This window comes from Shewanella sp. W3-18-1, assembly GCF_000015185.1.
Classification (GTDB): Bacteria; Pseudomonadota; Gammaproteobacteria; order Enterobacterales; family Shewanellaceae; genus Shewanella; species Shewanella putrefaciens.
On record NC_008750.1, the window covers coordinates 3,230,039 to 3,245,481 of the forward strand.

At 45.0% G+C, this 15,443-nt stretch carries 14 protein-coding genes; 5 read left to right on the forward strand and 9 right to left on the reverse strand.

All coding sequences use genetic code 11. The features are described from left to right. Positions 1-65 precede the first annotated feature (65 nt). A complete protein-coding gene (locus tag SPUTW3181_RS14685; protein ID WP_011790091.1) occupies positions 66-2,867 on the reverse strand; it encodes a prolyl oligopeptidase family serine peptidase in 2,802 nt (933 codons plus the stop codon). Between the two features lie 253 nt (positions 2,868-3,120). Between SPUTW3181_RS14685 and SPUTW3181_RS14690 the strand changes: the two genes are divergently transcribed. Continuing rightward, positions 3,121-4,131 carry an isocitrate dehydrogenase gene (locus tag SPUTW3181_RS14690; RefSeq protein ID WP_011790092.1) on the forward strand — a complete coding sequence of 337 codons (1,011 nt, stop codon included), beginning with the start codon at positions 3,121-3,123 and terminating at the stop codon, positions 4,129-4,131. 97 nt (positions 4,132-4,228) lie between these two features. Here SPUTW3181_RS14690 and rlmM read toward each other — a convergent pair whose 3' ends face one another. From rlmM to SPUTW3181_RS14710, 4 genes are all read right to left on the reverse strand, one after another. Next, complete coding sequence (gene rlmM / locus SPUTW3181_RS14695) at positions 4,229-5,314, reverse strand: 23S rRNA (cytidine(2498)-2'-O)-methyltransferase RlmM (RefSeq protein WP_011790093.1); 1,086 nt, start codon at positions 5,312-5,314, stop codon at positions 4,229-4,231. Positions 5,315-5,491: 177 nt separating this feature from the next. After that, positions 5,492-5,884 carry a DUF423 domain-containing protein gene (locus SPUTW3181_RS14700; RefSeq protein WP_011918954.1) on the reverse strand — a complete coding sequence of 131 codons (393 nt, stop codon included), beginning with the start codon at positions 5,882-5,884 and terminating at the stop codon, positions 5,492-5,494. Positions 5,885-5,912: 28 nt separating this feature from the next. After that, positions 5,913-6,587, reverse strand: coding sequence for an alpha/beta family hydrolase (locus tag SPUTW3181_RS14705; protein WP_011790095.1), 675 nt, complete (start codon positions 6,585-6,587; stop codon positions 5,913-5,915). After that, positions 6,568-7,479 (reverse strand): transcriptional regulator GcvA, encoded by a 912-nt coding sequence (locus tag SPUTW3181_RS14710; RefSeq protein WP_011790096.1) that lies wholly within the window; start codon positions 7,477-7,479, stop codon positions 6,568-6,570. Before SPUTW3181_RS14710 ends, SPUTW3181_RS14705 begins: the two co-directional genes overlap by 20 nt. A 177-nt stretch (positions 7,480-7,656) precedes the next feature. On the opposite strand from SPUTW3181_RS14710, the gene SPUTW3181_RS14715 reads away from it, so the two are divergent. Then, positions 7,657-7,896 (forward strand): hypothetical protein, encoded by a 240-nt coding sequence (locus SPUTW3181_RS14715; RefSeq protein ID WP_011790097.1) that lies wholly within the window; start codon positions 7,657-7,659, stop codon positions 7,894-7,896. 85 nt (positions 7,897-7,981) lie between these two features. Here the strand turns inward: SPUTW3181_RS14715 and thiI are convergent, their stop codons facing one another. The 3 genes from thiI to pomA form a co-directional block, all read right to left on the reverse strand. Then, complete coding sequence (gene thiI, locus SPUTW3181_RS14720; protein WP_011790098.1) at positions 7,982-9,436, reverse strand: tRNA uracil 4-sulfurtransferase ThiI; 1,455 nt, start codon at positions 9,434-9,436, stop codon at positions 7,982-7,984. Positions 9,437-9,649: 213 nt separating this feature from the next. Continuing rightward, the gene (locus tag SPUTW3181_RS14725) at positions 9,650-10,576 is read right to left on the reverse strand and encodes a flagellar motor protein MotB (protein ID WP_011790099.1); all 927 of its coding nucleotides are present in this window, start codon (positions 10,574-10,576) and stop codon (positions 9,650-9,652) included. Positions 10,577-10,579: 3 nt separating this feature from the next. Then, positions 10,580-11,347 carry a flagellar motor protein PomA gene (gene pomA, locus SPUTW3181_RS14730; RefSeq protein ID WP_011790100.1) on the reverse strand — a complete coding sequence of 256 codons (768 nt, stop codon included), beginning with the start codon at positions 11,345-11,347 and terminating at the stop codon, positions 10,580-10,582. A 311-nt stretch (positions 11,348-11,658) separates the two neighbouring features. Between pomA and xseB the strand changes: the two genes are divergently transcribed. From xseB to dxs, 3 genes are read left to right on the forward strand one after another with little or no spacing between them, the layout of a single operon-like run. Continuing rightward, positions 11,659-11,898 (forward strand): exodeoxyribonuclease VII small subunit, encoded by a 240-nt coding sequence (xseB, locus tag SPUTW3181_RS14735; RefSeq protein WP_011790101.1) that lies wholly within the window; start codon positions 11,659-11,661, stop codon positions 11,896-11,898. Between the two features lie 2 nt (positions 11,899-11,900). Next, positions 11,901-12,782 (forward strand): (2E,6E)-farnesyl diphosphate synthase, encoded by an 882-nt coding sequence (gene ispA / locus SPUTW3181_RS14740; RefSeq protein WP_011790102.1) that lies wholly within the window; start codon positions 11,901-11,903, stop codon positions 12,780-12,782. Between the two features lie 21 nt (positions 12,783-12,803). Then, positions 12,804-14,672 (forward strand): 1-deoxy-D-xylulose-5-phosphate synthase, encoded by a 1,869-nt coding sequence (dxs, locus tag SPUTW3181_RS14745; protein WP_011790103.1) that lies wholly within the window; start codon positions 12,804-12,806, stop codon positions 14,670-14,672. Positions 14,673-14,776: 104 nt separating this feature from the next. On the opposite strand, the gene grpE is transcribed toward dxs, so the two are convergent. Then, positions 14,777-15,397, reverse strand: a complete 621-nt coding sequence (gene grpE, locus SPUTW3181_RS14750) for a nucleotide exchange factor GrpE (protein WP_011790104.1) — start codon at positions 15,395-15,397, stop codon at positions 14,777-14,779. Positions 15,398-15,443 lie beyond the last annotated feature (46 nt).

Genomic DNA, 15,443 nt, shown 5'->3' on the forward strand with positions numbered 1-15,443 from the left:
GCTCCAAATTTATCATTGAGCAGGTATTTTCAAATAGGCAGATTAATGATGCGAGGTGTGGTTCGCTAGACGGTTACTTTACTGAGCCATTCTGGTGCAGGTCTACCCTTCAAATAATGGTCGAAATATTCCATCATGCGAATACTGTAATCGAGCTTGTTTGGATATTTTTTCAAATGATGCGGTTCATCTTCATATTGCAAAAACACCACCTCTTTACCCGCACGGCGCATCGCTAAATACATTTCAATACCTTGCTCCCAAGGTACTGCATCATCCTTATCGCCAAACATAATCATTAAAGGCGTTTGAATACGATCAGCATAAAATACTGGTGAGTTTTCAATGTATTTTTGTGGTGCAGCAAACAAACTGGCACCAATACGACTCTGCCCAGTTTCATACTGGAACTGGCGCGCAAGCCCTGTACCGTGGCGAATACCGCTATATCCACTGATCATATTAGCAACTGGTGCTCCCGCCACAGCAGCCTTAAACATCTTAGTTTGAGTAATAGCAAATACCGTTTGATAACCACTCCATGAATGACCTTGCAAACCGATGGCATTGGGATCGGCAATCCCGATATCGATTAACTTTTGTACACCAGAAGTAAGTGCTTGTACTGAACTTGCGCCAGGATAACCAATATCAAACCGAATATCCGGTAAGAAGATGGCATAACCATTATCGGCATACCAAGCAAAATTGGGCCTATGGTTGATGTGCATCGATGGAAATGCATGCAATCTATCCGTCATCACTTGGTAGTAATAAACCAGTACTGGATAGCGCTTACCTTGTTGATAATGGGTCGGCTTTATTAATACACCATCTAATGGTTTACCATCACCATTAGTCCAGTGGACTAACTCGGATTGACTCCAATTAAAGGCTTGTCGCTGTTTATCTAACTCGGTTTGTTTCACTGCATTTTGTGGTGCGTTATAGCTCGCAGTATATAAATCGGGGAATAAATCAAAACGCTCCTTTGAAAAAAGGAGCGTATCGGCGTCTTTACTGCGCCCCAAGACACTGAGTTTATACTCACCTTGCATCAATGTGTTAACACCAGCGGTGCCAAGCGTTGCTTGATAGAACCCATCGGCTTTAGTTTTATCGCTGTAACCATGAAGTAATACAGTCGCATTATGTGAAAGCTCGGTCGGCTCATCGGGATTATCCACTAAACCTTCGATCCGATATTGGATTTTTTGTGCGCGCCCTTGCCCCGCGGTTAACACAAAACCCGCTTTAGACTCAGTATTAAACTGCCAAACATCGTATTTGTCATAAACTAAAAAGCCCGCATCATCTTTTAGCCAAGGGCCAAAACCATATCCCGGCGCACTAGAGGGATAGTCATGATCTTCATCGGCAAAACTAACCTTTAAAGATTGAGTCAGATTAGTGCGACGTCCCTCTGCAATATCATAAAGATAAACGTGACCCTGCTGATAATAAGCCACATATTTACCCTTCCCTGAGAGTGTTGGCTCTGCATCACTTGGCTGCTGCGTTAGAAATAGCACCTTACGACCAGTATTAATATCAACAAGATAGTAATCTTGATAGAAGCCAGCCCAGGTTGTCATCTTACGATAGGGTAAATCTGAACTCGCCAACATAAAGCGTTTATGTTGTGAAATCGTCACATCTGGAACGGTTTGATCGCCGAGCTGTACCACATTATTCGAGCCTAAATGTAAAACGGCAAGATAAGTACGTTGTTGTTCTTTCTCATATTGTTTGATTTCATTAGGTTTAATTCGCGGGTCATCACCATGCCACACCTTAAGCCCACGCAGACCTGTGACAATTTCTTTATCGTACAGATCCTTTTCTTCGGTAATTTTCTTCAGGCTTAGCTGCTGACTAACCTCAGGGACACGGCCGAAAAAGAGTCGCTCACTGTCTAATGAGAAGCTTAAACTAGTGTAGCGATTGAGTTTCCACTCGGGTGACTCAGGAATTTTACTGAGTTTGCCCGACTGCAGATCAACCAGCGATAACTGATAGCTGCGGCCATAAGGTAACTCGCTGTCTTTGCCCTGCGTAAATGCAAGCCAACGACCATTTTTAGCCAGCGCTAACGCACCAATCTGCTGACTATTCGATTCAAAAACCGTAGATTGCTGCTGGGAGGTTAAATCCACTAATCGCAATTGATGTCGCTGATTAGCGATATCATTGATTGCCAGTGCAAGTCTGCGGCTATCTTTATCAAAAACATAGGCCGTAACATGCTCTGCATCAATTCGTTGTGCTTGGTTTTCTAAATTGATCAAACTAAAACGTCGGCCTTGATCAAACTTATCCACTTTGGACTTTTCGGCCTTAACAGGGCCTCCCGTTAATATTTCTGCGGTTTCAATAGCCTCTTTGGGATCTTTTGGCGTTTCCTCATCAGCCTCAAACCAAATTGCGAGATGGTTACCCGCATGACTAAACGCAAATTCCTTCACGCGTTCGAAGCGAGTCTGTGTGCCCGTTTGAGTATCGAGCAATACCATGTCAGCCTTGAGTTGCTTCTTTGTCTTTGCATCAGAGGTTTCAACGGTAAGTAAACTAGGTTTCACCACCATAGCCACATAACGACCATTGTGGCTAATCATAGGTTCTGAACCACCCGCGATATTATAGTCTTGGCCAGTGTGTACATTTTTTATTATCGTATGGCTATCGCCCCGATCAGGAGCTGACTCCACCGCAAATACTCGACCATTATCGGCAATCACAGGCTTGCCGAGAGATTCAAAATGCATGATGTCCGTTAAAGTGAGCGGCTTAGTACGGGTTTCGGCCTGCACCGCAGATAATGCCCCGAGGGATAACAGAACCAGAGATGTGATAGGGAGTAACTTCAATGTCTTCCTCTTTTATGTATTTGTTAGACTAAAGTAGACTTTTTTAACTATTGGCCCTCCATCATCGTTATAACCCAGTATTTTTACAAGTTTTAGCACATAAAAAATCGTGATATCGCTCACTATTTCCTGTGAAGTTTGACCAAAGGTGGTTAAAATAATGGGGAGAAAAATACCAAATTCATAGTCCTGCTATCCAGTTAACACTGGGGCAGACAATTGCAGTAACGACGAACCGTGGAAGGACTTCTCCATGTCAAAAAGAACGATAACCGTAATTCCAGGTGATGGAATTGGCCCAAGTATTATTGATTCAGCCTTAAAAATTCTTGATAAAGCAGGTTGTGATTTTGAATATGAATTTGCCGATGCTGGTTTAACAGCACTCGAAAAACAAGGCGAGTTACTTCCACAGCGTACCTTAGAACTTATCGAAAAAAATCGCATCACCCTCAAAGGTCCACTCACAACACCAGTAGGTGAAGGCTTCACTTCTATCAACGTGACATTACGTAAAAAATTCGGCCTGTACGCAAACGTGCGCCCAGTATTGTCCTTCAAGGGAACCCAAGCCCGTTACGAAAACATTGATATCATCACAGTACGTGAAAACACCGAAGGTATGTATTCTGGCCACGGTCAAAAAGTGTCAGACGATGGTTTAACCGCTGAAGCCACCAGTATTGTGACTCGCCAAGGCGCAGAGCAAATCGCCACTTTCGCCTACGAACTGGCCCGTAAAGAAAACCGTAAAAAAGTCACTATCGTGCACAAGGCAAACATTATGAAGTCAACTTCAGGCCTGTTCCTGAAAGTGGCCCGTGAAGTGAGCCTACGCTACCCAGACATCAAAACCGAAGAAATGATCGTCGATGCAACCTGCATGAAGTTAGTCATGAACCCAGAGAACTTCGATGTGATCGTGACCACCAACCTATTCGGTGACATTTTATCTGACCTGTGTGCTGGCTTAGTCGGTGGTTTAGGTATGGCACCGGGCGCAAACATTGGCCGTGATGCAGCGATTTTCGAAGCGGTTCATGGTAGTGCACCCGATATCGCCGGTAAAAACCTCGCCAATCCAACCTCCGTCATTTTGGCCTCGATTCAAATGCTGGAATATTTAGGCATGGCTGATAAAGCGGAACAAATCCGTAAAGCAGTATCTGCTGTCATCGAAGAAGGTGACCGTACGACTCGCGATTTAGGCGGCACCCACGGCACCACAGACTTCACTCAAGCGGTACTCGATCGCCTAAGTTAAGATTGAAGCGAAACGCATTAAACTAAAAAGCCCCAAGGTTTCCTTTGGGGCTTTTTGTTTTTTTAATAAGCAGTGGTGTTAGCTCACACCCGCATAGTTAATTCCACGCGGTATTAGGACGTAGCCATAAATGCACTGTCACTTCATCACGGTCGTGATAAAGATGCTTACACTGCACTTTAAAATCAGTCACACCATTCTCTTTAAGAATCGTCTGCATGGTCTCAAGAATGGCTGTCACTTCTTTATAGCGGCTCTTCATCGGTAATTTAAGATTAAAAATCGCTTCCTTAAACCAACCGTTAATCGCCCAAGCTTCAATCAGTTCAGCAACGCGCGCAGGTTTCTCAACCATATCACACACTAACCAATAGATATTTTTGCGCTGCGGCTCGAAACGGAAACCGTCTTCACGGTAATGTTTCACTTGACCCGTTTCCATCAGTTTTTCATCCATGGGGCCATTATCAACCGCTGACACAAACATACCACGGCGAACCAATTGGTAAGTCCATCCCCCTGGGCAAGCGCCCAAATCCACTGCATTCATGCCACTGCGAATACGTTCTTCCTGCTCTTCTTTAGGCACAAACTGCCCAAAGGCTTCATCGAGTTTTAGGCTAGAACGGCTCGGCGCATCCGCCGCCATTTTAAGACGTGGAATGCCCATAAAATGTGGCGAACTGTTATTGCTATAGGAATAACCCACATAGGCACGGCCGGGTCCAATAAAACACACGTGGATAATCGGACGTTTGGGATTTTCCTGCGCAAGCAAACTGCCCGATTTTTTCAAATGCTGGCGTAACGGCACGGTGAACTTACGGCAAAAAGCCGATAGCTCTTTCGCTTCGTTCGTATCAGGTGTTTCAACCCGCACTTCACCCGCTTTGCTGACGTCACTGAGCGCCGCAACGATTGGGCTTATTCTGTCATTTTCAGGCAAGTCGACTAACAAGTCGCTAGCAGCAAACATCTGGCGGGCGAAAATGAGCGAATCTAAAGGTAATTGTTTGACTAACGTATCAGCAGCGTCGTCTTCAAAACATTGGTATACAACATAAGCGTCGTTATTGTTGGCCTTAACAAAGCCACCCACATTGAGCTCACCGGCTCGCTGTTGGATTTCTGCAGCGCATTCTTTTTCAAAGCCTGCGCGGCAAAATAAAAATAGGTTTTTCATGGGGATCCCTGAGAAATCCAAGCCAAAGCATTGGCTGACTATCGATTTGGGTGCCAGTATACCAATTTCAATCCACAAATGCCCTATTTGCCTACTGCTGAACCTTGAATTGCGATTAGAGAAATAAAAAAGGCTTAGGTGCGCCCTAAGCCTGTTAACTCACATAAGCATCAGCGATTAAGACTCATGACCGTCGATAACTTTGTGACGCCATACCGCGGCGGCAAATAATAACCAACCGAGTAAGAAACAACCACCACCCATAGGCGTAATAGGACCTAACCACTTAGTCCCAAACAAAGCCAGTCCATATAGTGAGCCCGAAAATAGTACTATGCCTGCGACAAAGAGATATGCCGACCAGTCCAGTAAACGCGAGGTTAACCATTGGCCCGAGAAGGCAACCATGATGAGGGCAAAGGTATGGTAGAAATGATATTGCACACCTAAGTTAAAGACTTCAATTAAGTTTGGTGGCGCGACCGCTTTTAAACCATGGGCACCAAAAGCCCCTAAAGCGACGGCTAAGAATCCGCTCACGGCGGCGAGTAACAATAAACCTTTACGCATGTAACGCTCCTGCTGGAATGGGATTAACTCATTCAACATTTATTCGCTCAACATCAAGCTCACGAATAAAATCACTTGATAAATCAATAGCACGTGCAAGGTTAGCGGCTTCACTGGTGCCTGACGACTTTCTTGGGACAAAACTATGATCGCCGTCGGTTATCCAAACCAATCCTATCTCAGCTTTCAAGGGCCAGCTTGGGATCTGCGCTTTGCCACCAAACTTATCCCGCTCACCCTGTACGACTAATACTGGGACTTGGCATTCATTCAAAGGTTCCAATCTAGGCTCGCCGCCTTTGAGTGGCACAAAAGGATAACCTAAACAAATCACCCTATCGATGCGCGCCGCTAATGCAGGATCGCAGGCTAATAGGGCCGCCATACGACCGCCCATGGATTTCCCCATTAACACCACACGTTCAACTTGTGGTTGTGAGTGGGCGATATCGAGCATCTGTGTAAAACACGCGAGCAATTTAGGCGCACGGTCCGGTGGACGCCGTTTACCATCTACAGCATTCGCCTGCATATAAGGAAAATTAAAGCGCATCACTCGGAAGCCCTGAGCAACGAATCCCGCCGACATGGCCTGCATAAAATCAGAATCCATGTTAGCACCCGCACCGTGGGCCAATAAAATCAAAGTACTCGCAGGCTCCCCTTCTAATACATAACTCGGCTTATCCGGGCAACAACTCACTGCGAGACTCCTCGGCAAACATGTCTAACATCCATTCACGAAACGCCACCACTTTACCCAGCTCAGCATGGTTTTGCTGGCAAACTAAGTAGTAAGCATCTTTACTGACCAAGACTTCTTGGAATGGACACACAAGCCGCCCAGCTTTGATATCGGGGCGTGCCAGCACGCTGTACCCCAGAGCAACCCCTTGACCGTGGGCCGCCGCCTGCAATACCAAAGACGAATGACTGAAAATAGGTCCTTGATTCACATTAATATCGGTAATCCCACATTGCCTAAACCATGCCTGCCAATCGTGACGACTCATATCATGCAGTAGCGTGTGATACTTTAAATCACTAGGTTGAGATAGAGGTTTAGGACCGTTGAGTAGCAGCGGGGAACACACAGGAATTAATACTTCATTTCTCAGCTTATCGGCACGAAGCCCTGGCCAATTACCAAGACCGTAATAAATAGCGACATCCACATCGTCCGTTAAAGAACTCGCCTCGCTATCGACGGCTTTTATACGTACGTCAATATCAGGATTTTTCTCACTGAACTTAGCAAGCCGAGGTACTAGCCATTGGATGGCAAAACTGGGCGACATACTCACAGTTAAAGAACCTATTGCACTTCGCGCCAATAATCTATCTGTCGCATCGGCAAGCTGGATAAAGATATCTTTAATATCGAGGAAGTAACTCTGCCCTTCTTCAGTTAACAACAAAGAACGATTCTTTCGGCGAAATAATTTTAATCCGAGAAAGTCTTCTAATGCCTTTATTTGATGACTCACCGCAGCTTGAGTAACAAACAATTCTTCAGCGGCTCGAGTAAAGCTCAAGTGCCGTGCGGCGGCTTCAAATGCTTTAACCGCATTAAGCGGTGGTAATCGTCTTGACATAGTGATCTCTATCTCAATTTTTAATTAGTTTTTCTAATCCGTATTGTTACATTTAATCGTTTGTAAAGGCCAGTGATTTTGGTTAAATTTTGCGCCAATGAAACACCTTGGTTGGACAATCTCGAGAACGATGATGGGAATGTCTGACAGCGTTACTTTGTCAGCCCGGAGGCGACTATGTTCAATTTAAAATCTGTGTTTGCGTTTGTGTTAGTTTCAACACTCAGTGCACATGTGAGTGCCAATGCGTTTGTTGACGAAATCGTCATCGACACAGCAGATCTACAAGCAAGTATCAGTGCAGACTTGACAACAACAATGGAAAAAATGCACCAAGAAGCTTTAGAAGAAGCCACTCTGCTCATTGCCGATGAGAAAGAAGCGACACCAGCACAACAAGTTGTTAAAACCAAATAATCCTTTCATTCCACTCGATTTGTCCATCAATTGAGGGAACCCAGAGAAAAGCCGCATCAAAATGCGGCTTTTTTGTGTACTAAATTTATGGACGATACACTTTTACGTTGGTATATCCCTGTTCAATTAAATATAGCGCCTGCAGCTTACTCATGACACCTCGCTCACAGTAGAGCAAATAGGTCTTTTGCTTGTCGAGATCGGCAAACTGGGTCGCTAATTTAAAAAATGGGATTCGCTTTACCTCAACACCTTCAATATTAAGAGGTTTATGTTCCTCTTCTTCTGGTGCTCGGATATCGATAACCACTTCATTAGTCTCAATGGCGATGACAGTTTCAGTCTCGGTAATTCGAGTGTCCATTTGTTCTGCTATCTCTCTAATATCAATGGTGACGGCCTGTGCGACAATTTGGTCGATTAAATCTTCAGAGAACTTCTTCTCTTCCGCTTCAACCTTGGCGAGTACTGCCTTGACGGTGGGTTTTTGTGAGATAACACCACAATACTCTGGCATTGATTTAGCAAAATCTTCGGTACCGATCCTGCGACTTTCGTTGATGATATCCTGTTTATCCATTGCGATTAATGGGCGCAAGATCAGCAGTTCAGTACAACGATCAATGACGTTCAAGTTGGTTAAGGTTTGACTCGATACTTGGCCTAAACTTTCACCGGTAACCAAAGCTTGGATGCCAAGACGTTCAGCAATTCTTGCCGCGGTGCGCATCATCATACGTTTCAATACAACGCCCATTTGACCATTGTCGATTTTCTCTAAAATTTCGGCAACCACAGGCTCAAAGGGGACGGAAACAAATTTAACTTTATGGGATTCACCATAGGTTTTCCAAAGGTGATAAGCCACTTGCTTAACACCTATTTCGTGCTGCGCGCCACCTAAATTGAAGAAGCAATAATGGGTACGAGCACCCTTTTTGATAAATTGATAGCTAGAGACACCTGAGTCAAAACCGCCGGATATCAAGGACAACACATCTTCTTGTGTTGCCATAGGGAAACCACCTAAACCCTCGATACGCTTAGTCACCATGTAAAGTTTGTCGCGGTCAATTTCCAGATTAACGGTGACATCAGGATTCTTTAAACGCACCCCAATCGCATCGGTAAACTGATTTAAACCGCCCCCCACATAACGCTCCACATCAATGGAATTAAAGTCGTGATCGCCAGTCCGCTTAACCCGTACACAGAAGGTTTTACCGGCAATTTGATCCCGGTAAACCGGTAGAGCTTGTTGATAAATATCATCCACGGATTCAAAGCTATACTCATCAACCTGTACGACGTGAGCAATTCCAGGAATACAAGCAAGACGCTCACCAAAGGCCTGAGCTAATTCAGGCTTATGCTTTGGCACCATCACCATAATTCGGTCCCATTGACGCTGCACTTTGGCATCTTCGTCAACTTTTTTAAGCACATTACGGATATTAGTTTCGAGCATTTTGGTGAAGCGCATCCGCACAGGTTTGCTCTTCATCATGATTTCTGGATACAGCTTTACAATAAACTTCATGGGATTTCCGCGGGCAATTTTGAAAACAGCAAAATTGGTTTAAAAAGAATAATCGGAGGATTATAACAAACCCGCTGCTATTGACGCACCTATTTCAATCAATCCAATATTCTCCTCTGGCATCAAATACTCGAACTGTGACAACACGCCCTAAACTCAAAGAATAAAAAACCGCGTGAAAGACGCGGTTTTTTATTCTTTGCTCACCGAGTGTTAAGGTGAATTTTTGAGCTGAATTTCTTCAGACTCTTTTGCCTTACCTTGTTCGATCGCAATTTCAACTCGGCGATTACGGGCACGATTTTCTGGTGAATCATTAGGCACTATCGGATTGTTAGAAGCCATACCAACCACTTTCATGCGTTTAGAGTCAAAACCTTTCACCTGGACTAACTCGTGGGCCACCGCGACAGCGCGTTTACTGGATAAATCCCAGTTAGAGCTATAGAGCTCATCACTTATCTGCATATCATCAGTGTAACCTGCAACGGTAATAACCCCCGGTACATCTTTTAATAGCTCCCCCACCGAGCGCACTACAGGTTTAAATCGAGGTTGAAGAAATCCAGATCCCGAAGCAAAAGAGCCTTTTTCACGAATACGAATAATGATTTGCTGCCCGAGTGATTCAATCTCAATCGCACCATCGATGATCTCTTTATTTAATTCCTGAGCCATCTTCTTCACTTGCTGATTGATTTTATCCTGTGCAGCAGCCGCATCCGCTTTAACTGCCTCTGCGGTTTCCTGAGCCGTAGAGCTTGCCTCTCCACCACGCTGTTCACCCCGTTGCTGTTGAACCCCACCAGCACTGTCATCCTCTCCAGCTTGAAAATCGAGCACTGGCTCAGTCATTTCATTCGTTTGCTGATTAATAATTTCAATCGGCGTTGGATCGGGACGCCCGGGGCGAAATTCCAGCGCAATCACCGATGTCCCCTTAGGGATATCCTTCACTTCAACCTTATTTTGCACACCGAAAGCAAACTTCATTGACCCCGCGATCTGCTTAAACTTCAATACATCCATTTCGGAAAATGATAATAACAATACGAAGAAGCACATCAATAGGGACATCAAGTCAGCAAATGTTGCCAACCAGAGCGGCGCTCCCGGTGGTGGACACTTGCACTTCGCCATGAGCTACTCTCCGTCCGTCGTATCAATTTTCCGCTGTTTTTCAGCAAGATAATTCTTTAGAAAACCTTCAATGACACGAGGATTTTGACCATCTTGAATTGCTAACACCGCATCCATAATTAAATTACGATTCAGCATTTCTTCTCCCATACGTAGGGAAAGTTTATCTGCGATAGGAATAGCGACCATGTTAGCTAACATAGCACCATATAAAGTAGTTAAAAGAGCAACCGCCATCGCTGGCCCAATGGATTTAGGATCTGACATATTAGAAAGCATCGCTACGAGACCGACTAAAGTCCCTATCATCCCCATTGCTGGACCCACGTCACCAAATGCTCTGAAAATGGCAATACCATTACGATGACGCTCTTCGGTTAAATCAATATCCTTTTCAAGGGCGGCACGCACCACCTCGCCGTCATGACCATCCACTAACATATCCACGGCTTTTTGCATAAAACTGTTGCTAATTTGCGCTTCCTCTAGTGCGAGGAATCCACCTTTGCGGGCAGCATCTGCCATAGTCACAGATTGTTCAATCAATTCTTCAGGTTTATCAATCTTAAACATGAAAGCTTTAACCGCAATTTTTACTGCACTGAAGAATTGTTTTAAATTAAACTTCATCATTACAACGAAGAAAGAACCACCAAATACAATAAAAATCGAAGGTACATCAAAAAAAATCATCAGGCCGCCGCTGGTCACCATAGCGCCGAGGATAAAAGCAAAGGCCCCCACTAATCCTATTAATGTAGCTAAATCCACAACGGCTCCTCAATATTTGTTATCGACGACATCATACTGACTCTATTGATAAAGTTATACTCGCGTTATCCCAAATATATAACACTTTCATCTTCACTTGAGACTTATCGTTGATGTTATCACTTGATTACAACCTAGCTAGGCCTATTGTCCGTTATCGGACAAGCACTAAGCAAGTTTAGCGGTAATTTATATTTTCTGAAAAAAATTCAGCGACAAAGCGTGCTATTGAGCAAATATCCGTCGTTGGAATTTGACCCTTGAGCCGCCCTGATATACCTTGTGTCCGCTAAACCAAAGGAAGCATAGACGTGGCGAAGAAACCCGAAAATCTCAGTTTTGAAGAATCCCTTGGTGAACTCGAGCGAATAGTCTCAGAGTTAGAACAGGGTGATATCTCTCTCGATGACGCGTTAAAGCAATTTGAACGTGGTATTAATCTTGTTCGCAATAGCCAAGCTAAGCTCGAACAAGCCCAACAAAAAGTGGCCATTTTACTAAAACAAGATGAAAATGCGCCCCTATCTCCCTATGCCGTTGAGGGTGAATAAGCGTGTTAGCCAGTACAATTCAAGAGTATCAACTGCGAGTTGATACCCAATTAAAACAGCGTTTTAGTACGCTTGAAGATACCGCCCCCCAATTGAAAGCGGCAATGCAATATGGTGCCTTGCTGGGAGGTAAACGCATTCGTCCCTTCCTTGTTTACAGTGTGGGGCAAATGTTCGGGGTTACTTTAGAAAAATTAGATGCCTGTGCTGCTGCTATTGAGTGCATTCATGCCTATTCTTTAATCCATGATGATTTACCGGCAATGGACGATGATGCGCTGCGCCGTGGTCAGCCTACCGTTCATATCGCTTTTGATGAAGCGACGGCGATTCTTGCTGGAGATGCGCTGCAAACCTTAGCCTTTGAGATTGTGACTGAAGCCGTTCCAGGAATAAGCAGCGAGCAGCATATTGCCATGGTTAGGGCCCTAGCAAAAGCATCAGGTTACCGTGGTATGTGTGGCGGTCAAGCAATCGATTTAGCCTCAACCGATAAACAAATTGATCTTAAGGCATTAACTCAGCTACATAATATGAAAACGGGCGCACTTATCAGTTGCGCCGTTGAGTTAGCCTTGATCGCCGTGAATGCGCCTAAAGATCAATATCAAACCATGATGACATTTGCCCATGCGGTAGGACTTGCCTTCCAAGTGCAAGACGATATTCTGGATATCATTGCGACTACAGAAGAATTGGGCAAACCACAAGGTTCGGACACAGAATCAAATAAGAGCACTTTTCCACAACTGCTTGGACTACAGGGAGCGAAAGACACAGCAGCACAACTGATCCAAGAGGCACTATCAGCGCTGGCTAAATTGCCATACAATAGCCAGTTAATTGCAGACTTCGCCCGCTATATCATTGAGCGAAGAATATAATAAGAGACGAAGTATCTCGCTATGAGTTTGGACATTTCTCAGTTTCCCGTGTTGGCACAAGCCAATACCCCTAATGAACTCCGCCAACTTCCTCAGGCCCTTTTACCGCAAGTGGCCGATGAATTAAGGGAGTTTCTACTTAAGTCTGTTGGCATGTCCAGCGGACATTTCGCCTCTGGGCTTGGCACGGTAGAGCTTACGGTTGCCTTGCACTATGTCTACAACACCCCATTTGATCGATTAATTTGGGATGTTGGGCATCAGGCTTATCCCCATAAAATCCTGACTGGTCGTCGGGATAAAATGCACACTATTAGGCAAAAGAATGGTTTACATCCTTTTCCTTGGCGTGAAGAAAGTGAATACGACACTTTTAGTGTCGGTCACTCAGGTACCTCAATCAGTGCTGCCCTTGCCATGGCCGTTGCCGCAGAAAAAGAACAGGCAGGGCGTAAAGTTGTTGCCGTGATCGGCGATGGCGCTATGACTGGCGGCATGGTGTTTGAAGCCATGAACCACGCGGGCGACTTGCACAATGACATGCTCGTGGTACTGAACGACAACGAAATGTCGATTTCAGAAAATGTCGGTGCCCTCAATAATCACTTAGCACAACTCATGTCTGGCCGTTTCTATACCACACTACGTGAAGGCGGTAAGAAAGTGCTCAAGGGTATGCCTGTCATAAAAGAAATGGCGAAACGGACTGAAGAACATCTTAAAGGCATGGTTGTTCCGGGCACTTTATTTGAAGAGTTAGGTTTTAACTACATAGGTCCAATTGATGGCCATGATGTAGACGCATTGGTTGAAACTATGCGTAATATGCGTAACCTCAAAGGCCCACAGGTACTTCACATCATGACCAAAAAAGGTCGCGGTTACGAACCTGCGGAAAAAGATCCTATTGGCTGGCACGCAGTACCTAAATTCGATCCAACACAATTTAAAAAACCCAGTACAACCCCTGGTTTACCAACCTTTTCACAGGTATTTGGTAAATGGTTATGTGATATTGCCGAACAAGATGACAAAGTATTAGGCATTACGCCCGCCATGCGTGAAGGCTCGGGGATGGTAGAGTTTTCCCAGCGATTCCCTAAGCAATATTTTGATGCAGCCATTGCCGAGCAACATGCAGTAACCTTAGGCGCTGGTTTTGCCTGTGAAGGCTATAAACCTGTTGTAGCAATCTATTCAACCTTCCTGCAACGTGGCTATGATCAACTGATCCACGATGTTGCTCTGCAACGTTTACCCGTGTTATTTGCCATTGATCGTGGCGGTATCGTCGGTGCCGATGGTCCAACCCACCAAGGGGCGTTCGATTTAAGCTTTATGCGCTGCATCCCCAATATGGTGATTATGGCGCCGTCGGACGAAAACGAATGTCGCCAAATGCTCTATACCGGCTACTGTTACAATGCAGGCCCGAGTGCGGTGCGTTATCCAAGAGGCAGTGCAACGGGGGCTACTCAAGTGGAAGCCATGACAGCACTTCCTATTGGTAAAGGTGTCATAAAACGTGTAGGTAAGCGTATTGCTCTGTTAAACTTTGGTACAACACTCGCCTCAGCTTTAACTGCGGCCGATAACTTAGATGCCACGGTTGTCGATATGCGCTTTGTCAAACCGCTTGATGCCGAGCTAGTGACGGAAATGGCGCAGACCCACGATATCCTAGTCACCGTAGAAGAAAATGCCATTATGGGCGGCGCGGGTTCTGGAGTACTTGAATTGCTCCAAAAACTCAAAATGCCAAAACCTGTGCTGCAAATCGGTCTACCCGATGAGTTTATTAAGCACGGTTCACCAGAGGAAGTCACCCATGACTTGCAACTGGATGCTGAAGGTATTTTGGCCCAAATAAATGCTTATTTAGCACAGTAGCTAAAACTAAAGCTCAATTAAGATAATTGTTCCCCCAATAAAAAAGGACTGCCGTTGCAGTCCTTTTCGTTTTATCTCTTGGATAAGCCTACCGAGATCTCAGCTTACGCCTCAATATCAATGGTCGCCGTTTCTTGGCTAGGGCCGCCCTGCGATACCATTACCATAGCAGGACGCAGTAAACGACTATTTAGCTCGTAGCCCTTTTGCATCACTAACATCACTGTATTTGCAGGAAAATCCGCACTTGGCTGCATACCAATGGCTTGATGTTGATCAGGGTTAAATGACTCACCTTGTGGATCAATTTGTTTAACACCAAATTTAGCCACTGCAGTAAGTAAGCTTTTTTGCGTTAACTCAACGCCTTGATAAATTGCTTTAGTCGCTTCATCTTCTGGGTTTGTCCCCATCAGAGCGCGCTCCATATTATCAAGCACTGGTAACAATTCATTGGCGAACTTTTCCAATGCAAATTTATTGGCCTTTTCCACATCCATGGCGGCACGGCGACGAATATTATCGACCTCGGCGGCGGCGCGGATGACGGAATCTTTCTGCTCTTCAACTTTCGCCAAAGCGTCAGCGAGTAACTGTTCCAACTCTTCAATACGGAAATTGGCCTGGGTAAGCTCATCAACAAGACTTGCTTCTGCGGTAGATACTTCAGACTCTACACCCTCTTGGATCAGATCCTGTTCTGCTTTAATCGATTCGTTGCTCATTTTCACTCCAGCTAAAAATGCTTTGTTTCTGAAATACTCTGGGCAT